This is a genomic window from Nocardia sp. NPDC059236 (genome assembly GCF_042754085.1).
Lineage (GTDB): Bacteria > Actinomycetota > Actinomycetes > Mycobacteriales > Mycobacteriaceae > Nocardia.
On record NZ_JBHZAF010000002.1, the window covers coordinates 200,195 to 222,001 of the forward strand.

The following is a 21,807-nucleotide window of genomic DNA, read 5'->3' on the forward strand; positions in this document are numbered from 1 at the left end:
GGAGCCCCACCATGAGCGTCGATCTGGTCGAGGTGGTGCGGTCCGGGTTCCGGGAGTGCGTGCACCGCGGCTCGGCGGTGGTGCTGCGCCCGGACGGCGAGCCGCTGGTCGCGGTGGGCGCGGTGCACGGCCCGATCTTCCCGCGCTCCACCAACAAGCCGATGCAGGCACTCACCCTGCTGCGCAACGGTTTCGAGCCGGTGGACGACGCCGAGCTGGCCATCGCCACCGCCTCGCACTTCGGCGAGGCCGATCATGTGGAGCTGGTACAGCGTTTGCTGGACCGCTTCGGCTTCACCGAGGACGATCTCGAGTGCCCGCCCGATCTGCCGTTCGAGGAGCACGCCCGGGCCCAGGCGCTGGCCGGGCGCGACCGCGCCAAGGCGTCCCGCCGCGTCTACATGAACTGCTCCGGCAAGCATGCCGCCATGCTCGCCACCTGCCGGATCAACGACTGGCCCACCCGCGGCTATCTCGAGCTCGGGCACCCGCTGCAGCGGGCCGTGCTGGAGACGGTCGCCGAACTGACCGGTGAACCGGAGACCGATCTGGGCATCGACGGCTGCGGCCTGCCGATCGTGCCGGTGTCGCTGGTGAATCTGGCGCGCGCCTACGCGACCTTCGCCACCGCGCCCGAGGACAGCCCGGAACGCCGTGTCGCGGACGCGATTCGCACGCATCCGCGAGTGATTTCCGGCACGGACGGTCCCGACTTCCGGGTGATGACCGCGACCCCCGGCCTGGTGTGCAAGATCGGCGCGGACGGGGTGCACGCCGGCGCGCTGCCGGACGGTTCGGCGTTCGCCTACAAGATCGATGACGGCGCCGATCGCGCGCGACTCCCCCTGACGCTGGCCATTCTCCAGCGTATGGGGGTGTCGTGGACCGACGAGCACGCTGAGCTGGCGGCCCCCGCGGTGCTCGGCGGCGGAACCCGGGTGGGCATCGTCAGAGCGATTCCCGGGGTGCTGTAGCCCCCGGTCAGCAACCTTTTCGCACGAGCCCGGAGATCGCCGGGCCCGGCCCCGGGACGTTTATCCCCCACTCCTGGAAGCGCGACCGCCGGACACACGCTAAAGTGTTCGTCAGGAAGAGTATTAATTCGAACGGGGCCGCCAAACCCACCCCAGGCCGCCCCGCAGTGACGCGAGGGGGTCAGCCATGGGCCGTGGCCGGGCTAAGGCAAAGCAGACCAAGGTTGCACGGGAGCTCAAGTACAGCTCACCGTCGACCGACTTCTCGAGCCTTCAGCGAGAGCTGTCGGGGAGTCCCTCCGACACACAGCGGAGTGGTGTGCTTTCCGAAGAGCATGACGCGAGCGAATCGCGGTCGAGCTGGGAAGAAGAAGACAGCTACGACGACTGGCGTCGCTGACTCGGATATTTCGACGTACTGCAGGGGGAGGCCGATGGGCTTCCCCCTTTAGCACGTCGATTTACGCCGAGCAGCAGGCGATGCTGAGGATTTGCCAGCAGCACTAGCGGCTCCCCCGCCTCCCCGCGCCTTTGGCGCACGGCTGGGGAGCCGTAGCCAGTTCTGCACGCGTGCCGCCGGTTGAGTACCGATCCGATTCTGGACGTACCCGACGAGTTACCCTCGCCGGAACGAAATCAGTTGTCACGTTGGGAGACGGGCGATTTGGCTCGCCGCCGGATATAACGAAAGGCCCCGGCCACTCTCCAGAGTGGCCGGGGCCTTCGTTCGTTGCTGTCCGGTGCTCAGAAGCGCGGGTGGTCTCCCACCAGGACGGCGCGGGCGGCGTCGGCGTCCTTGGCCTTCTTCACCGTGCCGAGGGTCCAGCAGTCGATGTGGCGGGCGGTGAGGACGGCGAGGGCGCGGTCGGCGTCCTCGGGGGCGACGACGGCGACCATGCCGACGCCCATGTTGAAGGTCTTCTCCATCTCGGCACGCTCGACGCGGCCGCGCTGGGCGATCATCTTGAAGACCGGGGCCGGGTTCCAGGTGCCGCGATCCAGCTCGGCGACCAGGCCGGCGGGGAGCACGCGGGCCAGGTTGGCAGCCAGGCCGCCACCCGTCACGTGGCAGAAGGTGCGGACGTCGGTCTCGGCGATCAGGGCCAGGCAGTCCTTGGCGTAGATCTTGGTCGGCTCGAGCAGTTCCTCGCCGAGGGTGCGGCCGAATTCCTCCACGTGCCCGGTGAGGGACATGCGGTCGATGTCGAGCAGCACCTTGCGGGCCAGCGAGTAGCCGTTGGAGTGCAGGCCGGAGGCGCCCATGCCGATCACCACGTCGCCGGGGCGGACGCGGTCCGGGCCGAGCACGGCGTCGGCCTCGACCACGCCGACGCCGGTGGCCGACAGGTCGTAGTCGTCGACGCCCATCAGGCCCGGGTGCTCGGCGGTCTCGCCGCCCAGCAGGGCGCAGCCGGCGATGACGCAGCCCTCGGCGATGCCGGAGACGATCTGCGCGACGCGTTCCGGGACCACCTTGCCGACGGCGATGTAGTCCTGCAGGAACAGCGGTTCGGCGCCGCAGACCACCAGGTCGTCGACGACCATGGCGACCAGGTCCAGGCCGACGGTGTCGTGCTTGTCGAGGGCCTGGGCGATCGCGATCTTGGTGCCGACGCCGTCGGTGGAGGCGGCGAGCAGGGGCTCCTTGTAGCCGCCCTTCAGTGCGAACAGTCCTGCGAAGCCGCCGAGTCCGCCCTGTACTTCGGGGCGGCTGGCCTTCTTGGCCAGGGGAGCGAACAGCTCGACTGCACGGTCACCGGCTTCGATGTCGACGCCGGCCGCCGCGTACGAGGCACCGGCACCGCTGGGGATCTGTTCAGTCATTGTCGGAGAGAGCTCCAAGCCGAATCGATGGATAGATGCCTGCTCACGCTAGCTCACCCGCCTCCCAGAGCACTCAGCGGGCTCGCCCGCCTCCCCGAGAATTCAGCGGCCGGCATAGCGCCGTCGGACTTCGGCACCCGTGCCGGCGGGTGGGTGCCAAATCTATTTTGGACGTACCCGGTGAGTTACCCCAACCGCTACGAAATCTGTTGTCACGTTTCGTAACGATGCCGACGCCGTTGCTCTATCGGGTCGGGGACCGGGACGGCGGCGACGAGGCGGCGGGTGTACTCCTCACGCGGATTGCGCAGGATGTCGTCGTTGGTGCCCTGTTCGATGACGGTCCCGTTGCGGAGCACCACGATCCGGTCGGCCAGCTGATCCACCACCGCGAGGTCGTGGCTGATGAACAGACAGGCCCAGCCGAACTCGCGCTGGAGGCCCGCGAACAGCTCGAGCACCCGGGCCTGGACGGAGACGTCCAGGGCGCTGGTGGGTTCGTCGGCGACCAGCAGGTCGGGATTGAGTACCAGGGCCCGGGCCAGGCTGACCCGTTGGCGCTGGCCGCCGGAAAGTTCGTGGGGGTAGCGCTTTTCCACCCTGGCCGGGAGTTGCACGTCGTCGAGGAGGCGGCGGACGCGGTCGCGGGCGGCCGCACCCTTGGCCTGTTTGTGCACCAGCAGCGGTTCGGCCACACAGTCGCCGATGGTGAGGCGCGGGTTGAGGGAGGTGGCGGGGTCCTGGAAGACGAAGCCGAAGCGGCGGCGGATGGGCCGCAGCCGGCGTTCGGAGAGGCCCGCGATATCGGTGCCGAGCACCCGGACGCTGCCCGCGGTCGGCCGCTGCAGACCGGCCACGCAGCGGCCGATGGTGGACTTGCCGGAGCCGGATTCGCCGACCAGGCCGAGGGTTTCGCCGCGGCGCAGGGTGAGGCCGACCTCGTTCACGGCCCGGAAGGACGGGCGGCCGAGCGGGGCCGGGAACTCCACCACCAGGCCGGAGACCTCCAGCACGGTGGCGGCGTCGGCCGGAATGGGTTCGCGGACAATCGTTCTCGCCAGTGCCGCCCCGGCGACGGGCGCCGAGTCGGCTCGGGCCTCGACCCCAGCGGCCGGTGCACTGTCACCGGGATGCTCTGCGGCTTCCCAGTTATCCGGCAGCACATGTAGTTTCGGCACCGCGGCCAAGAGAGCACGGGTGTATTCGTGCTCGGGTTCGGCGAAAAGCTTTTCCACCGCCGCCTCTTCGACGATGCGCCCCTCACGCATCACCACGACGCGGTCGGCGAGGTCGGCCACGACGCCCATATTGTGGGTGATGAGCACGATGGCCGCGCCGATGCGGTCGCGCAGATCCCGGAGTAGTGCCAGGATTTCGGCCTGCACGGTGACGTCGAGGGCGGTGGTGGGTTCGTCGGCGATGATCACCCGGGGTTCGCAGGCGATGGCGATGGCGATCACCACGCGCTGCTTCTGGCCGCCGGAGAGCTGGTGCGGGTAGTAGTCCACCCGCGCCTCGGGGTCGGGCAGCCCGACGGCGCGCAGCAGTTCGATGGCCTTGGCGCGGGCCGGTTTCCGCTTCATGCCCGAGTGCGCCCGCAGTGCCTCGCCGATCTGGAAGCCGACGGTGAACAGCGGGTCCAGGGCCGCGCCGGGCTCCTGGAAGATCATGGAGACGGCTCCGCCGCGGACCGCGGTGAGTTCCTTCTCGCTCATCCTGGTGATCGCTTTCGCGCCCAGCAGGACGTGCCCGCGGACGTCGGCGGTGGGCGGCAGCAGTCCCATGGCGGTGCGCGAGCTGACCGATTTGCCGGAGCCGGATTCGCCGACCACGGCCAGTACCTCGCCCGGATACACCTGGTAGGAAACGTTTTTCACGGCGGTGACGGCCCCGGCGTCGGTGGCGAAGGTGACGGTGAGGGAGTCGAAGGACAGGACGGGTTCAGGCATCGGCCGCCTCCTGCGCGGGTTCGGAGTCGGTGGCCGCGGGCTCGGTGTCGGTGGCCGCCGCGGTGGCGGCGCGGCGGGTGCGCAGCAGCGGGTTGAGCACCTCGTTGAGGCTCTCGCCGACCAGGGTCATGCCGAGCACCACGATCACGATGGCGGCGCCGGGGAATACGCCGGTCCACCAGATGCCGTTGGAGACGTCGGCCAGCGCCTTGTTGAGGTCGTAGCCCCATTCCGCGGCCTGGGTGGGTTCGATGCCGAAGCCGAGGAAGCCCAGCCCGGCGAGCGTGAGGATGGCCTCCGCGCCATTGAGGGTGATGAGTACCGGCAGCGACTGGGTGACATTGGCGAGGATGTGCCGGAACAGGATTCGCAGCGTGGACGCGCCGGTGACGCGCGCGGCGTCCACGTACGGTTCCTGTTTCACCGAGATGGTGGCGTTGCGCACCACCCGGAAGTACTGCGGCACGAAGATGACGGTGATGGCGATGGCCGCCGACAGGATGCCGCCGAAGCTGCTGGACTGCCCGCCGGACACCACGATCGACACCACGATGGCCAGCAGCAGCGACGGGAACGCGTACATGGCGTCCATGAACAGCACCAGCACGCGGTCCACCCAGCGCCCGAGGTAGCCGGACACCAGGCCGAGCGGCACGCCGACGATGAGCGACAGCACCAGCGATACCGCGATCACCGACAGCGCGGTGCGCGCACCGAAGAGGACGCGGGAGAGCACGTCCTCCCCGCGCACCGAGGTGCCGAACCAGTGCGCGGCCGACGGCGCCTGCTGCCGCGCGAAATCGACGCCGCCGGAGGCGTTCTGTGCGAATCCGTAGGGCGCCAGCAGGGGCGCGAAGACCGCCACCAGGATGAACCCCACGACCAGGGCGAGCCCGAGCAGCAGCGTGGCCCGCTGCAGCCCGGAGGTCATGCGCACCAGGGCCGTTCCGGGGATCCGCAGCCGGGAGCGGGTCGGCGGGACCGGCGCCCGCACGCCGGTTTCGATGACGGTCATCAGAACCTCACCCTCGGGTCGATCAGCGCCACGATCAGGTCCACCAGGAAGCTCATGACGGCCACCACGATGGCGATGAACGCGACGATGCCCTGCACCGCCACGAAATCGCGCGCCTGCAGGTAGGTGGCGAGCTGGTAGCCCAATCCCTTCCATTCGAAGGTGGTTTCGGTGAGCACCGCGCCGCCGAGCATCATGGCGATCTGCATGCCCATGACGGTGACCACCGGGATGAGGGCATTGCGGAAGGCGTGCCGTCCGGTGACGACGCGGTCGGACAGGCCGCGAGCCCGGGCGGCCTCCACGTAGCCCGAGCGCAGGGTCTGGATCAGGTTGATCCGCACCAGTCGCAGGAACACGCCCGCGGTGAGCAGGCCCAGCGCGATCGCCGGCAGCACAGCGTGTTTCAGCACGTCGATGATGTTCCCGGTGTCGCCGTAGAGGATCGCGTCGACGATCATGATGTTGGTCTTGGGCGACACGTGCTGCAGCTGCAACTCCACGGTCGTGCTGGCCCGCCCGGCCACGGGCAGCCAGCCCAGCTTGACCGCGAAGATCAGCTTCAACAGCAGGCCCACGAAGAACACCGGGGCCGCGTACACCAGGATCGCGAACAACCGCAGGCTCACGTCGGCGGCCGAATCCCGTTTGGTGGCGGCGTATCTGCCCAGCGGCACACCCACCGCGAAGGCCACGAGGAGCGCCCAGAACACCAGTTCCAGCGTGGCCGCACCGTAGGTGACGATGACGTCGCTGATGGCCCGATTGTCCTGGGAGCGGCCGAAATCCCCGCGCAGCAGGCCGGACAGGTATTCCCGGTACTGGGTGAGGATGGGCCGGGTGAGTCCGGCGGCCTCCTTGCGCCGCTGCAACTCCTCGGGGGTGAGCCGCCCGCCCTGCGCGGCGGTGATGGGATCGCCGATCACCCGCATCAGGAAGAAGACCAGGGTCACCAGGATCCACGTGGTGGGGATGATGAGCAGGGCTCGTACCCCGAGGTACCGCGCCAGCGCGCCGTAGCGGGTGTCGCCGCGGCGGGCCGGGAAGAACCTGCGGTGCGTTCGTGTACCCGCCGGGCGGGCCGGGATCGCCGGCCCGCCCTCGGGTTCGGTGGTCGTCACCATCCGACTACTTGCTCAGCACGCCGAAGCGGAACTTGGACGAGGGGTCCAGGGTGTTGTCCACGCCCTGGATGTTCTTGCCCGCCACCGCGATCTGGTTGCCGGTGAGCAGCGGCACGATGGGCAGGAAATCGGCCATCAGGTCGTGCTGCACGGTGGCGAGCGCGGCGGTCCGCTTGGCCGGATCCGGTTCGGTCAGTTCGGCGTTCAGCTCCGCGGTGATCTTCGGATCGCCGAAGTGGTTGCGCAGGAAGTTGTCCTCGGTGAAGAAGGGGCGCAGGTAGTCGTCGGCGTCCGGGTAGTCCGGGAACCAGCCGAACTGGAATACCGGGTAGCCGTCGGTGGAGCGGGCCTTCTGGTAGGCGACCCATTCGGTGGACTGCAGATTCACCTTGAACAGCCCGGTGGCCTCGAGCTGGCTCTTGACGGCGGCGTACTCCTCGGAGCTGACGGTCCCGTAGTGCTCGGTGGTGTACTGCAGGTTCAGTTCGACCGGCGTGGCCACGCCCGCGTCGGCGAGGAACTTGGCGGCCGCATCCTTGTTCGGCAGCGCGCCGTAGATGTCCTTCAGGGCCTCGGTGCCGCCCGGAACACCCTTGGGCACCGGCGAATACAGCGGGGCCCAGGTGCCCTTGAAGACGCTGGTGGCCAGCGCCTCGCGGTCGACGGCGACGGCGACGGCCTTGCGCACGGCCAGCTTCTGGGCGGGATTGCCGCCGGGCTGGGTGTTGAGGTTGAACACGATGTAGCGGGTGTCGCCGCCGGGCGACTGGTGCACGGTCACCTTGTCGCTGGTCTTCAGCGAGTCCAGGTCGGTCGGGGTGAGGGTGTGCCAGGCGACATCGATATTGCCCTGCTGCACATCGAGTTTCAGGTTGGCGGCCTCGGCGTAGTACTTCACCGTGACCGCGTCGGTCTTGGGTTTGCCGAACAGGCCGTTGTAGTCCGGGTTGGACTTGTACTCGACCAGCTTGTTCTTGTCGTAGCTGGTGATGGTGTACGGACCGGAGAACGGCTTGGCCTTGACGATGTCCTCGTCGGCGAGCACCTTGTCGGCCGGGAAGACCTTCTCGTCCACGATGGCCGCCGCCTGGGTGGGCAGGATGGCCGGGAAGGTCTGGTCGTTGCCCTTCTTGAGGGTGAAGGCAACGGTCTTGTCGTCGGGGGCATCGGTGTGATCGAGGTTGTCCAGCAGCGCCTTCGGGCCCTGCGGGTCGTCGATCTTCACCATGCGGTCGAAGGAGAACTTCACGCTCTGCGCGGTGAGGGGATCACCATTGGCGAATTTCAATCCGGGTTTGAGCGTGCAGGTGTAGACGGTCGGCGAGGTGAACTCGCACTTGTCGGCGGCGTCGGGTTTCGGCACTGCCTCACCCGCCGGGAAATTCATCAGGAACTGGTAGACCTGGGTTTCCGCCAGCAGTGAGCCGTTGTCGTAGGCCCGGGCCGGATCCAGTGAGGTGACCTTGTCGGTCGTGCCGACCAGGATTCCCGCTCCCCCACCACTGTCCGATGTCTTGCCCGAACCACAGCCGGCGACCGCCAGCACCGCTAGTCCCGCAAAACCTACTGCCGCAACTCTTCTCGCGCGCATACTGCCCTGCTCTCGAAGCGCAGCGCAGCGGCCGGGTCACGGTCCCGCCGCGCTGCGGTGGACATCCTTTGGCTGGGCACAGTATCGACCGGTTATAACCGGCGTGTTGCGTTTCGGAACAATCGGTACACAAATCGAGCCATCCGCCCCGAGACGCCCATGTCGCAACTACGCCACCGAATTTCCCTGTTCGGAGCGGGAAAAGCACGGTGCCCGTTCGCGATTACGCGAACGGGCACCGTCAATGCTTGGGCTTACGGGCGACGCAGGGCTTGTGCTTATGGGCGACTCAGCGCCGAGGCATTGACATTGTCCGCCAGCAGCTCGGTCTCGGTCGCACCGGACAGCATGCCCTCGAGCACGTTCTTGCCGATGGCGTTCTCAGCCGGCAGCGCGATCGGGTAGTCGCCGTCGAAGCAGGCGCAGCACAGCCGCGAGCGCGGCTGCTCGGTGGCGGCGACCATGCCCTCGAGCGAGATATAGCCGAGGGTGTCCGCGCCGATGGAGCGGCGCACGCCCTCCACCATGTCGTCGAGGCTCTCGCCCTCGATGCCCTCGGGGCCCGCGCCATTGGCGATCAGCTCCGCGCGCGAGGCGAAGTCGATGCCGTAGAAGCAGGGCCACTTGACCGGCGGGGAGGCGATGCGCACGTGGATCTCCAACGCGCCCGCCTCGCGGAGCATGCGGATCAGGGCCCGCTGGGTGTTGCCGCGCACGATGGAGTCGTCCACCACGATGAGCCGCTTACCGCGGATCACCTCGCGTAGTGGATTGAGCTTCAACCGGATGCCGAGCTGGCGGATGGTCTGACTGGGCTGAATGAAGGTGCGGCCCACGTAGGCGTTCTTCATCAGGCCCTGGCCGTAGGGCACACCGGAGCCCTGTGCGTAGCCGACGGCGGCCGGGGTGCCGGACTCCGGCACCGGGATGACCAGATCGGCCTCGATCGGGTGCTCGGCGGCCAGGCGGCGGCCGATCTCCACCCGGGTGGCGTGCACCGAACGGCCGGAGATGGTGGAGTCGGGCCGGGCCAGGTACACGAATTCGAAGACGCAGCCCTTGGGCGTCGGATTGGCGAAGCGCAGCGAGCGGACGCCGTCGGCGTCGATGGCGAGCAGCTCGCCCGGCTCGATCTCGCGCACGAAGGACGCGCCGACGATGTCGAGGGCGGCGGTCTCACTGGCAACGACCCAGCCGCGGTCCAGCCGGCCCAGGCACAGCGGGCGCACCCCGTGCGGGTCGCGGGCGGCGTAGAGGGTGTGCTCGTCCATGAAGGTCAGGCAGAAGGCGCCCTGCAGCGTCGGCAGCAGCTCCATGGCGGCCTGCTCGATGCTCTTGTCGGCGGCCGCGTGCGCCAGCAGCGCGGTCATCACATCGGAGTCGGAGGTGGCGGCCACGGTGCCCGCCAGCCGACCGGTGACCAGTCCGAGTTCCCGTGCCCGCGTACTCAATTCGGCGGTGTTGACCAGATTTCCATTGTGGCCCAGCGCGATTCCGGTACCGACCGCGGTGGTGCGGAAGATGGGCTGCGCGTTCTCCCAGGTGGTGGAACCCGTGGTGGAGTAACGACAGTGGCCGACGGCCACGTGGCCGGGCATGGCGGCCAGGGTCTGTTCGTCGAAGACCTGGCTGACCAGGCCGAGATCCTTGAAAACCAGCACCTGCGCGCCGTCGGCGACGGCGATGCCCGCCGCCTCCTGACCGCGGTGCTGCAATGCGTAAAGTCCGTAATACGTGAGCTTTGCCACATCTTCGCCCGGTGCCCAGACGCCGAACACACCGCACTCTTCGCGCGGTTCGTTCTCGTCCTGGTCGGAGGTGGTGGCGGCGGAGGGGAGAGTCACCGTTTGCTCCCTGTTCGGCGGGCTGGGGGCGTTCGCCATTCTACGGGTAACCCCAAGGCAACCCACCGTTGGGATAACGGGGATGGCAAGCGGATTGCTGTTAGCGTTCGACCGTGGCGAGCACCGAAAGCACCGGCAGTGCGGAAACCGCTCCGCGACCCAGGCATCTGAGCCCGTTCAGGTGGGTGTTTCCCATTGTGGTGGTCACCTTGCTCGCCTCGCTGCTGGGCGTCATGTACCTCGATTACGTGGTCGATCCGGAGAAGAATCTGCACGACTTTCCGATCGCCCTGGTGAATCAGGATGTCGGCGACGATATCGGCGGCAAGCACGTCAACTTCGGCGATCAGATCTCCGACGGTCTACAGCAGGCGGTGCCGTCGGACCAGATCGATCTGCGGGTGCTCGGCATCAACGAGGCGCAGCTGCAGATGCAGTCCGCTCGGGTGTACGGCACGATCATCATTCCGTCCGACTTCTCCAAGCGGCTCGGCATTCTGGGTGTCGGCAGTGTGGTGCCCGGCGACATCGCCAAGCCGATCATCACGCTGCAGACCAATCCGCGTACCGGCGCGTTCGCCACCGCCGTGGTGCAGAAATTCGGTGAGCGAGCTCTCACCCAGGTGAACGCTCAGGTCGGGCAGCAGCTGACCGACCAGGTGAAGGCGCAGCTGACGCCGGCTCCGGGCGCACCCCCGACGGAACTCACCGCGGCCACCCGGCTGGTGCTGGCGCAACCCCTGAATATCGTCGTCGACCAATTCTGGCCGCTGCCCGGCGGTTCCGGCGAAGGCCTGACCGCGTTCTTCTACAGCCTGCTGCTCCTGCTGGTCGGCATGGTCGGGGCGATGATCATCCATCAGCTCATCGATTCGGCCCTCGGGTTCCTGCCGACCGAGTGGGGGCCGTGGTACGTGCACTATCCACGCGCATCGATCTCGCGGGTGAAGACGCTGCTCATCAAATGGTCGGCGGTGGTGGTGATGGCGCTGGCGGTCTCGGGTGCGCTGATGGGCATCGCGGCCGCGCTCGGCATGCCGATCGACAGACCGCTGCTGCTGTTCATCTACGGCACTCTGGTGATCGTCGCGGTCGGCTTCACCTGCACCTCGATGCTGGCCGCCGTCGGCACCGCGGGCCTGATCATCAACCTGATCATCTTCATCATCCTGGGCCTGCCCTCCTCCGGCGGCACCATTCCGATCGAGGCGACACCCAGGTACTTCGGCTGGCTGGCCAAGTTCGAGCCCATGCACCAGGTCTTCCTGGGCACCCGCTCGATCCTGTACTTCTACGGCAACGGCCGGGCCGGGCTCACCCGCGGCGTCTGGATGGCGGTGCTCGGCCTGGTCATCGCCGTCGTCGGCGGTCTGTTCATCACCCGCGTCTACGATCGAAAGGGCTTGGAGCGCAAGCCCGTCGAGACCCCGGATACCGGCGGCGGCAAGCACGCCAAACCCGCCGACGCCTAGCGCCGCAGCGTCAGGCCCGCACCACCGGCAGCCACCGCGCGACCTCGCCCGCCCGGCTGCCGGAGGCGGACAGTGCACCGGATTCGCGCGCCACGTCGAAGCCGAGCAGCCCGGTGGCCAGCAGCAGCCAGGTGCGGGGGTCGGTTTCGACCACATTCGGCGGCGTCCCCCGGGTGTGCCTGGGGCCCTCGATGCACTGCACCGCCACGAACGGCGGTACTCGCACCTCCACCGAATGCCCGGGCGCATCCGCCGCCAATGCCCGCGCGGTCCCGCGCACGGCGGCCGCGAGCTCGGTGCGCGAGGGCGGCACCGTGGTCTCGTCGCGCAGCCACTCCTTCACCGCCGCTACCGCCGCCCGCACCTCCGCCGGATCCACCGCACCTCGTCGCGCCATGCCGCCGAGGCTACTGCGGCGCGCCGACATCCCCCTTTCGCGGGCTAACGCTCACCTCGGGCAAGGCGCCGGGCGACCCGTGGGGCCAGGGCTCCGCCGGCATTGAGGGCCAGGTGCAGCAGGGCCGGGGCGGTGGCGCTGCCGGTGTGGCGGCGCAACCCGTCGAAGAGCAGACCCGCGGCGGTGGTGAGGGCCACCGTTGCGCGGACCGGATCGGCTGCGGCGCGAGCAGGTTGGATGTGTGACAGACCGAAGACGAACGCGCCCAAAGCATTTCCCGGGCGCCCGGCGGCCCGATCCAGCAGGGGCGTCAGCGTCGAGCGGTAGACGAGCTCTTCGGTGAGGACGGTGCCGCCGGGGATGTGCAGGGCGGTCCATTCGACGGTGGAGACGCCCGGGCCGCGATCGGCGAGTCCGGCGAGGTGACGGCGGGTGGGCGGCAGGGCCAGGGCGACAGCGTAACCGGAGAGCACCATCCCGGCCGCCGCCGCGCCGGTACGCAGCCCATGCGGTGACAACCAGTTCGGTGTGCCTCGGAAGAGCAGGGTGTACGCGGCGGCGAAGGTTGTGCTGACGGCGGTGCGGCCGCGCACGTCCAGGTCCAGTGCGGGCAGTATGCGGTTGCTCCACAGCAGCGGGAGCGCCGCCGCGGCAAGGGGTTTCGGGCGCAGCAGGGCGCGGGCCGTGGCGAGCACGGCTATTTCACCGCCCGCTCGTACGCCTCCGCGAGTTCGATCTGGGTGCGGATGCGTTCACCGAGGTCCTGGTCCCAGTCGGGTGGGGCGGCGATGGCGGCCCAGCCGTCCAGCACCAGGGAGCCGTAGTTGTGGCCGTGACCGTCGCTCACCCCCTGGGCATTGGTGAGGTCGGCGACGACCTGCCAGAAGGTGACGAGGGGCCACCAGCGCATCTGGGGCGAGACATCCGCGCCGCGCGGCTCCGAGAGCCAATCCGGTTGGGAGAAGATGAGATCCGAGGACCACCAGACGATGGGGTCGGAGGCGTGCTGGAGATAGGCGATGCGCGGCTTGCGCCAGTCCGCCGAGGGTTTGCCCAGATCGGCTGCGGTGGCCGCGAATCGGACCACCAGGCCGTCGGCGTAGATGGGTTCCACCTCGCGGGTGCCCGGATCGCGGCGCTGAACGAACTGCTGCCACAGGCGATTCGAGTTGGGCGGGCCCACCCACAGTGCGCCGTCCACCTTGGAGCGCAGGTCGGCCAGGCCGTCGAAGGCGGATTCGGAGCCCTGCGAGCCGAGGCTCTCCCCGTACACCAGCAGCTTGGGCCGATGCTCGGGCGGCCGCTGCGACCAACGCTGGTACACCGCGTCGAACATCTTCCGCCCGTTGATCGCGACCTTCTGCCGGTCCGCCAGGAACGACAGCACGCTCGGCAGATACGAGTACTGCGAGGCCACGACGGCGGTGTCGCCGCCCCACATGTACTCGATGGCGGACGCGGCCTCCCCGTTCACCCAGCCGGTGCCGGTGGTGGTCGCCAGCACCAGCACTTTGCGGTCGAAGGCCCCGGTGCGCTCGAGTTCGGCGACCGCCAGGTCCTCCTCGGTGGTGTCCTTGCCCGCCGACTGCAACCCGACGTACACCCGGATCGGTTCGCGCGCGGGCTTTCCCGTGACGGCGCTGATCAGCATGGGGTCGGGTCCGTGCGAGACGAACCAGCGGCCCTCCGACCCCAGCGTCTCCCACTTGGCCAGCGAGGCCGGACTGCCCGAACGCTCGGGTTCGGCCGGCTGCACCGCGTATTCGGTCACCTTGTCGTTGCGGACACTGAACGCCGAGTTGGCGACCGCGAAGAAGGCGCGGGTGGCGACGCCGTTGAACAGCGTCACGATGAGCACGGTGAGCAGCAGCGCGCCGGTGGCGGGCGCGAGCGCGGGCGGCACCCGCACCCAGCGGCTGAGCAGCCGCGCCAGGAACCGCACGATCTCGCGCAGCGTGCGGTACACCGCCACCACCAGCGCGCCGACCGCGAAACTCAGCCCGCCCGTACGCAGATACGCGGCCCGGGTGGTGCCCTCCATGCCCATGAGGGTGGTGATCTCGCGCTGCCAGTCGGCGGACAGCACCAGCATGTAGCCCGCCACCAGAATGCCGACGACCACCACGATGACCTTGATCACGTAGCGCGCCCACTCGGGCGGAGTCGCGATCGTGATCCGCGGCCGAATCCACTTGCGGAACAACCACTGCAGCACACAACCCACGCCGTAACCGATGGCGGCATTGAGGCCGGAGATCAAACCCTGGAACAGCCAGTCGCGCGGCACCAGCGACGGCGTCACCGACCACGCGAAGAAGATGGTCGCCACCACCAGTCCGGTGTGGTTGAGGTCGATGACGTCCTCGACCTTCCGCGCCACCACCGTGCCACGCCGATACACCATCGCGCCACGTGTGCGCAGCCGGTTCAGGGCGTCGGCGGAGTCCAGCACTCGTCAAGTATGGACGCAACCGGCCGGAATCCGTGGACCGCAGCAGGTGAGAGGGACCATCCCACCGGCGTGCCGCCCGCGGCCTGTACTCGGTGCACTCGAGTAGATGTACTCGGTCGATTCGGCGGCGGGGCCGCCAGACTCACCAACCATGAGCACTCCGAGCGCACACACCGAGAGCACCACGGCGTTTCTGGCTCAGGCCACGATCGCCTTCGGAATCAGCTTCTGCGCCTTGATCATCGGCATCGTCTACCTCCCGCTGGACATCTGGCAGCGCGGATTCCTGCTGATGGCAATGCTGTTCCTGGTGAGCAGCAGTTTCACCCTCGCGAAAGTGATTCGCGATCAACACGAATCCTCGAAGGTGCATCACCGCATCGACGAGGCCCGGATGGAGAAGCTGATGGCCGAGCACGACCCATTCAAGATCAATTGAGCTGGTCCCGCACCGCAGGAATGGCGAGAGCCCGCCGGATCGAGGGGAAACCGGCGGGCTCTCGGAATGTCCACGGCCCTCGGGCCGAGTCGGTTCAGTGGTCGGAGGTACCGAACAGCGCGGGGAGGGTGCCCTCGTGGGCGGCGCGCAGATCGTCGAGCTTCACGCTGAACTGGCCCTGGACCTCCACCGAGTCCGAGCCGTCGTCGACCACGCCGATGCGGGCCCACGGCAGGCCGCGGGCGTCGCACATCTTGGTGAAGCGGGTCTCCTCCGAGCGCGGCACGGCCACCAGGACGCGGCCCGCGGACTCGGAGAAGAGGGTGACGAACGGGTCGGCGCCCTCGGGAATGATGATGCGGCAGGCGGTTTCGCCGGCCAGCGCGGCCTCCACCACGGTCTGGATCAGGCCGCCCTCGGAGACGTCGTGGGCGGCGGAGACCATGCCGTCGCGGGACCCCGAGACCAGGATCTCGGAGATCAACTGCTCGCGGGCCAGGTCGACCTGGGGCGGCAGACCGCCGAGGTGGTCGTGCTCGACCTGCGCCCAGATGGAGCCGTCCAGCTCGTCGCGGGTCTCGCCGAGCAGGATGAGGGTCTCGCCCGGCTCGGTGCCCAGGCCGGTCGGGATGCGGCGGTGCACGTCGTCGATGACGCCGAGCACGCCCACCACCGGGGTCGGCAAGATGGCGGTCTGGCCGGTCTGGTTGTAGAAGGACACATTGCCGCCGGTGACCGGAATGCCCAGGGCCGCACAGCCGTCCGCGAGGCCGCGCACGGCCTGCTGGAACTGCCACATGACACCCGGGTCCTCCGGGGAGCCGAAGTTGAGGCAGTTGGTGACGGCCGTCGGGGTGGCGCCGGTGACGGCGACATTGCGGAAGGCCTCGGCCAGCGCCAGCTGCGCGCCGGTGTACGGGTCCAGCTTGGTGTAGCGGCCCGAGGCGTCGGTGGCCAGCGCGATGCCGCGACCGGTCTCCTCGTCGATGCGGATGACACCGGCGTCGGCGTGCTCGGCGAGCACGGTGTTGCCGCGCACGTAGCGGTCGTACTGCTCGGTGATCCACTTGCGCGAGCACAGCTGCGGGCTGGCCAGCATCTTCAGCAGGGTGTCGCGCAGTTCGTCGCCGGTCTTGGGCCGGTTCAGGCGCGCGGCCGAATCCGCGTTCAGCGCATCCTGATCCGCGGGCCGCTCGACCGGGCGCTCGTAGACCGGGCCCTGGTGGGCGACGGTGCGCGGCGGCACGTCCACCACGGTCTCGCCGTGCCAGGTGATGATCAGGCGCTCGCCGTCGGTGACCTCACCGATGACGGTGGCGGTGACGTCCCACTTCTTGCAGACGGCCATAAAGGCGTCCACGTTCTCGGGGGTGACGACCGCGCACATGCGCTCCTGCGACTCGCTCGAAAGGATCTCGGCGGGAGTCATATTGGCGGCGCGCAGCGGCACCTGGTCCAGTTCGATGTGCATGCCGCCGTCGCCGGCCGCCGCGAGTTCCGAGGTGGCACAGGACAGTCCGGCGCCGCCGAGGTCCTGGATGCCGACCACCAGTCCGGCGTGGTACAGCTCGAGACAGCACTCGATGAGGACCTTCTCGGCGAACGGGTCGCCGACCTGGACGCTCGGGAGCTTCTTACGGCCGGAACCGGATTCGTCGCCGGAGAAGGTGTCGGAGGCCAGCACGGACACGCCGCCGATGCCGTCCAGACCGGTCCGCGCGCCGAACAGGATGATCTTGTTGCCCTGGCCGGAGGCGAAGGCCAGGTGCAGGTCCTCGACCCGCATGACACCCGCGCACAGCGCGTTCACCAGCGGATTGCCCTGGTAGGACGAGTCGAACACGGTCTCGCCGCCCACATTCGGCAGGCCCAGCGAGTTGCCGTAGCCGCCGACGCCGCGCACCACGCCGTCGACCACGCGCCGGGTGTCCGGGTGATCGGCCGCACCGAAGCGCAGCTGATCCATCACCGCGATCGGGCGGGCGCCCATGGCCATGATGTCGCGCACGATGCCGCCGACGCCGGTGGCCGCGCCCTGGTAGGGCTCCACATAGGAGGGGTGGTTGTGGGACTCGACCTTGAAGGTCACCGCCCAGCCGCCGCCGATGTCCACCACACCCGCGTTCTCGCCGATGCCCGCGAGCATCGACTTCTTCATCTCCTCGGTGGTGGTCTCACCGAAGTAGCGCAGGTGCACCTTGGAAGACTTGTAGGAGCAGTGCTCCGACCACATCACCGAGTACATGGCGAGCTCGGCGTCGGTGGGACGCCGGCCCAGGATCTCCTTGATCCGGACGTATTCGTCGTCCTTGAGGCCGAGTTCCTTGTAGGGCTGCGGGTGGTCCGAGGTGGCCGCGGCGTTGCTGACGGTATCGACGTGGCTGGTCACGGGAATACCAGAGTCCTTTCGGCCGGGCAGGTCGGAAGCGAAAGCCGGCGTTGCTGGATGTCGGCGAGATACGGACCGAGTCTAATTGCCTGGAAATCTCACACTTGCGCCGCCTGTCGCTGTGTTCGGGAGCACACCCCGGCAGCAGCCGAGAACCGAAGTCGCGACCGCTGCCCGCTACTCTGTCCGGGTGAACGATCGATCCGGGGTCGCGGATCCGACCGAGAAACCCGTGACCACGCCTGGAGGGCTGACACGGCGGCAGGGGCAACTGCTCGCGATCGCGATCACGCTCTTCGCGATATCCGCGGTGATCAGTTTCGCGACTCTCTGGCACGGGTACATCGACCTGCAGGTGTATCGGAACGGCGCGCGGGCCTGGCTCGACGGCAAGGATCTCTACGGGCCGATGCCGACGGTGTACGGGATCGGGTTGCCGTTCACGTATCCCCCGCTGGCCGCGCTGTTCTTCGCGCCGCTGGCCATCATGCCGCTGGCCGTCGCGGAGTGGGCGGTGCTCGCGGTCTCCATCGCCTCGCTGGGTGTGACGCTGTGGGTGGTGCTGGACCGGATCCGGCCGAGCCTGGCGTGGCAGACCCGGCTGGCGATCGTCGTCGGCGCGGTCGGGTTGCTGCAGCTGCTGGAACCGATCCGCGAGACCTACGGGTTCGGGCAGATCAACCTGGTGCTGATGGCCGCGGTGACGCTGGATTGCCTGGTGCGCAAGCCTTTCTGGCCGCGCGGCATGCTGATCGGCATCGCGGTGTCGGTGAAGCTGACCCCGGGCGGCTATCTCCTCTACTTCCTGCTGCGCAAGGACTGGAAGGGCGCGATCACACTGGTACTGTCCGCCATCGGCGCGATTGCGGTGGGATTCGTGCTGTTCCCGAAGGATTCGCCGCAGTACTGGTTCCACACCCTGTCCGACACCGGCCGCATCGGCCCGCCCTGGTACGCGGGCAACCAGTCGATCAAGGGCTTCGTGTTCCGGCTCGGCTACTCGACCTCGATCTCGACGCTGATCTGGCTGGTGCTGTCGGTGGCCGCGGTGGCGCTGGCCGCCCTGTGGATGAAGCGCCTGCTCGACGCCGGCGCGACGGTCGCGGCCCTGATGGTGAATGCCGCTGCGGTGCTGCTGGTTTCCCCGGTCTCCTGGTCGCACCACTGGGTGTGGATCGCGCCCGCGCTGATCGTGACCGCCGATGCCGTCGCCCGCGGCCGCCGCAACCGGTGGTTCCTCGGCGCGGCCGGCCTGGCGGTGGTCATGTTCGCCATCGGGCCGATGTGGCTGCTCCCCCACAACCACGACCGCGAACTCACCTGGAACTGGTGGCAGCAGATCGTCGGCAACAGCTACGTCATCTTCACCTTCGCCGTCTTCGTCGTGGCGGCGCTGAGCTATCGCCCGAACCCGGACCCGGAAAAGGCCGCGCTGCTCACGACGTAGGGGTCAAGAAGGCCGCGAGAGCCGCCGCGTAGGCGGGAACGTCTGCGGCGCCCATCATTTCGCGCGCCGAGTGCATGGCCAGCTGAGCCGCGCCGACATCCACGGTGGACATGCCGGTGCGGGCCGCGGTCATCGGCCCGATGGTGGAGCCGCAGGGCAGATCCGCCCGGTGCACGTAGCGCTGCAACGGGACATTCGCCTGCGCGCAGGCCAGGGCGAAGGCGCCCGCGCCGGTGGCGTCGGTGGCGTAGCGCAGGTTCTGGTTGACCTTGAGCACCGGTCCGCCGTTCACCTCGATGCGGTGCGAGGGCTCGTGCCGGTCCGGATAGTTGGGGTGTGTCGCGTGCGCCATGTCGCCGGAGGCGCACACCGAATCGGCCAGGGCCGCCAGGTATTCCGCGCGTCCGCCGCCGCGGGCGAGCACGATGCGCTCCAGCACCGTGGGCAGCAGCCCGGATTGGGCGCCGCGGTCGGACTGGCTACCGACCTCCTCGTGGTCGAACATGGCCAGCACCGGCGTCGCCGCGCCGGGTTCGGCGATGGCGGCCAGGAAGGCACGCAGCCCGGCGTAGCAGGTGCCCTGATTGTCCAGCCGGGGCGCGCTGATCAGATCCAGGTCGCGCCCGATCAGCCTGGAGGGCACCAGATCATGGGTCATCAGCTCCCAGCCCAGCACCGCGCCCGGGTCGATGCCGGAGCGTTCGGCGACGAACGCCAGGAACGAGCGCGGCTCGCCGCCGATCCCCCACACCGCGTTCACGTGCCGTTGCGGATCGAGCTGCACGCCACGCCGGTCGTCGGAGAGGTGGATGGCCAGCTGCGGCACCCGCAGAATCGGTTCGTCGATGCGAATCAGCTGCTCCCGCACCGTATTTCCGTCACGCACCGACAGTCGCCCGGAGATGCCGAGATCGCGGTCCAGCCACGAGTTCAGCCAGGCGCCGCCGTAGGGCTCCAACCCGACCATCTGCCAGCCCGCCACGGCGGTGTCCGGATGCTGTTTGACCCGCAGATTGGGGCTGTCGGTGTGGGCGCCGACCACCCGGAAGGGGCCGGCCTGCCCGGAGCCGGTGGCCGCGTCCGGGACGCCGTCGGCCCAGGCCACCAGGGAGCCGGCGCGCACCACGTAGTAGCGGCCCGCGCCACCCGCGGGCCAGGGCGCCGATTCGGACAGCCGGGTGAAGCCGAGCTCGTCGAGTTCGGCTGCGACAGTTCGGCAGACGTGGAACGGCGACGGGGAGGCATCGATGAATGCGCACAGGCCTGCGGCGGTCGCGGTGGTCTCGGCAACTGGCATGGGCTCGATCCTAGGCAACCATGATCAGCGCCGTGCTAATCCGGTAGCGGCGCCTCGGCGACGCGGCCCAGCAGCCGCACCAGCTCCAGATAGTCGTCACTTCCGAGACTGCGGCGCATTTCGGCCTCGGCGCGCGCCTCCTCGGCGCGCACCTCCTCGACCAATTCCTCACCGCGGCGGCTCAGTCCGATCAGGATGCGCCGGCGGTCGTCGGCCGCCGCGACCCGGAAGATGAGCCCGCGCTCGGCGAGATGGTCGGCGTGCCGGGTGGCCGAGGACGGGGGTAGCTGCGCCCGCGACGCCAGCTCACTCATGGTGATGCCGATGTCAGCGGACAGATTGGTGAGCATGCACCACTGGTCGGCGGTGAGCCGCCTGGCACACAATGCGGCGTCCAGGTGACGAAGCCAACTCCGCTCGGCCGCTCGGAGGGCTCCATGCAAGGTGGAAAATCCACCTAGAATTGTCGCCATATTTCCCGCCCGTCAGAAAACCGCTTGAACGAGGGGAAGGGTAGCCCATGTCCCCGTTCGGCGGGAATCCCGAGAACGTCATCGAGATCATCAACATAGTTCCGCAGCAGGGACCCGGAGGTATCTTCGCGCCATCCTGTGAGGCGGCTATTTCTCTCGCGTTGGAAGAAATCAACTCCGGTTCCGGAATTCTGGGACGGGAATTGCGCGTCACTCACATTGACGGCGGGCGCGAACCCCACCTGGTGGCCGGAGAGGTGGCGGCACTGCTGGCCACCGGCATGGTGCACGCGGTCACCGGCTGGCACACCTCGGCGGTGCGCCGCGCGGTGGAGCGGGTGACGGCCGGGCGGGTGCCGTACCTGTTCGCCACCGATCACGAGGGCGTGGAGTCGGTCCCGGACGGGCTGTTCATGATCGGGGCGGATCCCGAACACCAGATCGTGCCCGCGCTGGACTGGCTGCGGCGCTCCTTCGAGGCCCGGCGCTGGGCGATCATCGGCAACGACTACGTGTGGCCGCGGCGCACCGCGCAGGCCGTGCGCGCGGCGCTGCAGGATCCGGAGCTGATTCCGCTGGAGCTGTTCGTGCCCATGCGCACCCGGGATTTCGGCCGCTTCCTCGACGATCCCCGGCTCGACCTGGCCGACGGGATCATCGTGCTGCTGGTGGGCGCCGATGTCGCCCGCTTCAACCTGCAGTTCTCCCGGACCGGGCGGTCCGGTCAGCAGGTGCGGGTGAGCCCGGCCGTGGACGAGAACGTGCTGCTGGCCGCGGGCGGCGGCGCGAACCACAATCTGTTCGTGCCGTCGGGCTTCTTCGTGAACGGACCGCACGATCGGGAGCGGCTGGACCGCTATCACCGGCTGCACGGCTGGTTCGCGCCCACGCTCACCAATTTCAGCAATACCAGCTACGAGGCCATCCACACCCTGCACGGCATGGCCGAGCTGGCCGGATCGCTCGAGGTGCGGTGCATCCAGGCCGCGGTGGCGGACCGGCGGGTCGTCGAAACCCCGTGGGGCGAGGTCGGTTTCGAGGGGGTACAAGCAGTCCGCCCGACCTGGCTGGCCAGGGCGGGCGGAGTCGACTTCGAGATTCTGGACGGAATCTAGTTCCG

General features: G+C 68.6%; 18 protein-coding genes. 6 read left to right on the forward strand and 12 right to left on the reverse strand.

All coding sequences use genetic code 11. From position 1 onward, the window contains the following. Positions 1–11: 11 nt before the first annotated feature. The gene (locus tag ACFXIV_RS06030; RefSeq protein WP_379398006.1) at positions 12–974 is read left to right on the forward strand and encodes an asparaginase; all 963 of its coding nucleotides are present in this window, start codon (positions 12–14) and stop codon (positions 972–974) included. Between the two features lie 187 nt (positions 975–1,161). After that, positions 1,162–1,374 carry a DUF3073 domain-containing protein gene (locus ACFXIV_RS06035; RefSeq protein ID WP_071811571.1) on the forward strand — a complete coding sequence of 71 codons (213 nt, stop codon included), beginning with the start codon at positions 1,162–1,164 and terminating at the stop codon, positions 1,372–1,374. 344 nt (positions 1,375–1,718) lie between these two features. Here the strand turns inward: ACFXIV_RS06035 and purM are convergent, their stop codons facing one another. The 6 genes from purM to purF all read right to left on the reverse strand — a co-directional run bounded on the left by purM (position 1,719) and on the right by purF (position 10,321). Beyond that, positions 1,719–2,798 carry a phosphoribosylformylglycinamidine cyclo-ligase gene (gene purM / locus ACFXIV_RS06040; protein WP_379398008.1) on the reverse strand — a complete coding sequence of 360 codons (1,080 nt, stop codon included), beginning with the start codon at positions 2,796–2,798 and terminating at the stop codon, positions 1,719–1,721. 212 nt (positions 2,799–3,010) lie between these two features. Next, entirely contained in the window at positions 3,011–4,747 is a 1,737-nt protein-coding gene (locus ACFXIV_RS06045) for an ABC transporter ATP-binding protein (protein WP_379398010.1), read from the reverse strand. Then, the gene (locus ACFXIV_RS06050) at positions 4,740–5,762 is read right to left on the reverse strand and encodes an ABC transporter permease (protein WP_379398012.1); all 1,023 of its coding nucleotides are present in this window, start codon (positions 5,760–5,762) and stop codon (positions 4,740–4,742) included. The genes ACFXIV_RS06045 and ACFXIV_RS06050 overlap by 8 nt, the downstream gene beginning before the upstream one ends. Next, positions 5,762–6,772 (reverse strand): ABC transporter permease, encoded by a 1,011-nt coding sequence (locus ACFXIV_RS06055; protein WP_379398254.1) that lies wholly within the window; start codon positions 6,770–6,772, stop codon positions 5,762–5,764. Before ACFXIV_RS06055 ends, ACFXIV_RS06050 begins: the two co-directional genes overlap by 1 nt. Before the next feature lie 118 nt (positions 6,773–6,890). Then, on the reverse strand, positions 6,891–8,477 hold the full coding sequence (locus tag ACFXIV_RS06060) for an ABC transporter substrate-binding protein (RefSeq protein ID WP_379398014.1): 1,587 nt from the start codon (positions 8,475–8,477) through the stop codon (positions 6,891–6,893). Positions 8,478–8,755: 278 nt separating this feature from the next. Continuing rightward, positions 8,756–10,321, reverse strand: coding sequence for an amidophosphoribosyltransferase (purF, locus tag ACFXIV_RS06065; RefSeq protein ID WP_379398016.1), 1,566 nt, complete (start codon positions 10,319–10,321; stop codon positions 8,756–8,758). Positions 10,322–10,434: 113 nt separating this feature from the next. Between purF and ACFXIV_RS06070 the strand changes: the two genes are divergently transcribed. Continuing rightward, the gene (locus ACFXIV_RS06070; RefSeq protein WP_379398018.1) at positions 10,435–11,793 is read left to right on the forward strand and encodes a YhgE/Pip domain-containing protein; all 1,359 of its coding nucleotides are present in this window, start codon (positions 10,435–10,437) and stop codon (positions 11,791–11,793) included. Between the two features lie 10 nt (positions 11,794–11,803). On the opposite strand, the gene ACFXIV_RS06075 is transcribed toward ACFXIV_RS06070, so the two are convergent. From ACFXIV_RS06075 to ACFXIV_RS06085, 3 genes are read right to left on the reverse strand one after another with little or no spacing between them, the layout of a single operon-like run. Next, the gene (locus ACFXIV_RS06075; RefSeq protein ID WP_379398020.1) at positions 11,804–12,190 is read right to left on the reverse strand and encodes a sterol carrier family protein; all 387 of its coding nucleotides are present in this window, start codon (positions 12,188–12,190) and stop codon (positions 11,804–11,806) included. A gap of 44 nt (positions 12,191–12,234) precedes the next feature. Further along, on the reverse strand, positions 12,235–12,885 hold the full coding sequence (locus tag ACFXIV_RS06080; protein WP_379398022.1) for a CPBP family intramembrane glutamic endopeptidase: 651 nt from the start codon (positions 12,883–12,885) through the stop codon (positions 12,235–12,237). A 2-nt stretch (positions 12,886–12,887) separates the two neighbouring features. Beyond that, the gene (locus ACFXIV_RS06085; protein WP_379398024.1) at positions 12,888–14,642 is read right to left on the reverse strand and encodes an alpha/beta hydrolase; all 1,755 of its coding nucleotides are present in this window, start codon (positions 14,640–14,642) and stop codon (positions 12,888–12,890) included. Positions 14,643–14,793: 151 nt separating this feature from the next. On the opposite strand from ACFXIV_RS06085, the gene ACFXIV_RS06090 reads away from it, so the two are divergent. Further along, the gene (locus ACFXIV_RS06090; protein WP_379398026.1) at positions 14,794–15,081 is read left to right on the forward strand and encodes a YiaA/YiaB family inner membrane protein; all 288 of its coding nucleotides are present in this window, start codon (positions 14,794–14,796) and stop codon (positions 15,079–15,081) included. Between the two features lie 94 nt (positions 15,082–15,175). Here ACFXIV_RS06090 and purL read toward each other — a convergent pair whose 3' ends face one another. After that, positions 15,176–17,470 carry a phosphoribosylformylglycinamidine synthase subunit PurL gene (gene purL, locus ACFXIV_RS06095; protein WP_379398028.1) on the reverse strand — a complete coding sequence of 765 codons (2,295 nt, stop codon included), beginning with the start codon at positions 17,468–17,470 and terminating at the stop codon, positions 15,176–15,178. 190 nt (positions 17,471–17,660) lie between these two features. Here purL and ACFXIV_RS06100 point away from each other — a divergent pair, with 190 nt between their 5' ends. After that, positions 17,661–18,917 (forward strand): glycosyltransferase 87 family protein, encoded by a 1,257-nt coding sequence (locus tag ACFXIV_RS06100; RefSeq protein ID WP_379398029.1) that lies wholly within the window; start codon positions 17,661–17,663, stop codon positions 18,915–18,917. On the opposite strand, the gene ACFXIV_RS06105 is transcribed toward ACFXIV_RS06100, so the two are convergent. Together ACFXIV_RS06105 and ACFXIV_RS06110 are read right to left on the reverse strand one after the other, a co-directional pair. Then, complete coding sequence (locus ACFXIV_RS06105; protein ID WP_379398031.1) at positions 18,907–20,214, reverse strand: M18 family aminopeptidase; 1,308 nt, start codon at positions 20,212–20,214, stop codon at positions 18,907–18,909. The genes ACFXIV_RS06100 and ACFXIV_RS06105 overlap by 11 nt on opposite strands. 35 nt (positions 20,215–20,249) lie before the next feature. Next, positions 20,250–20,687 carry a MarR family transcriptional regulator gene (locus ACFXIV_RS06110; RefSeq protein ID WP_356998850.1) on the reverse strand — a complete coding sequence of 146 codons (438 nt, stop codon included), beginning with the start codon at positions 20,685–20,687 and terminating at the stop codon, positions 20,250–20,252. Between the two features lie 47 nt (positions 20,688–20,734). On the opposite strand from ACFXIV_RS06110, the gene ACFXIV_RS06115 reads away from it, so the two are divergent. Next, a complete protein-coding gene (locus ACFXIV_RS06115) occupies positions 20,735–21,802 on the forward strand; it encodes a substrate-binding domain-containing protein (protein WP_379398033.1) in 1,068 nt (355 codons plus the stop codon). The last annotated feature ends 5 nt before the right edge of the window (positions 21,803–21,807 follow it).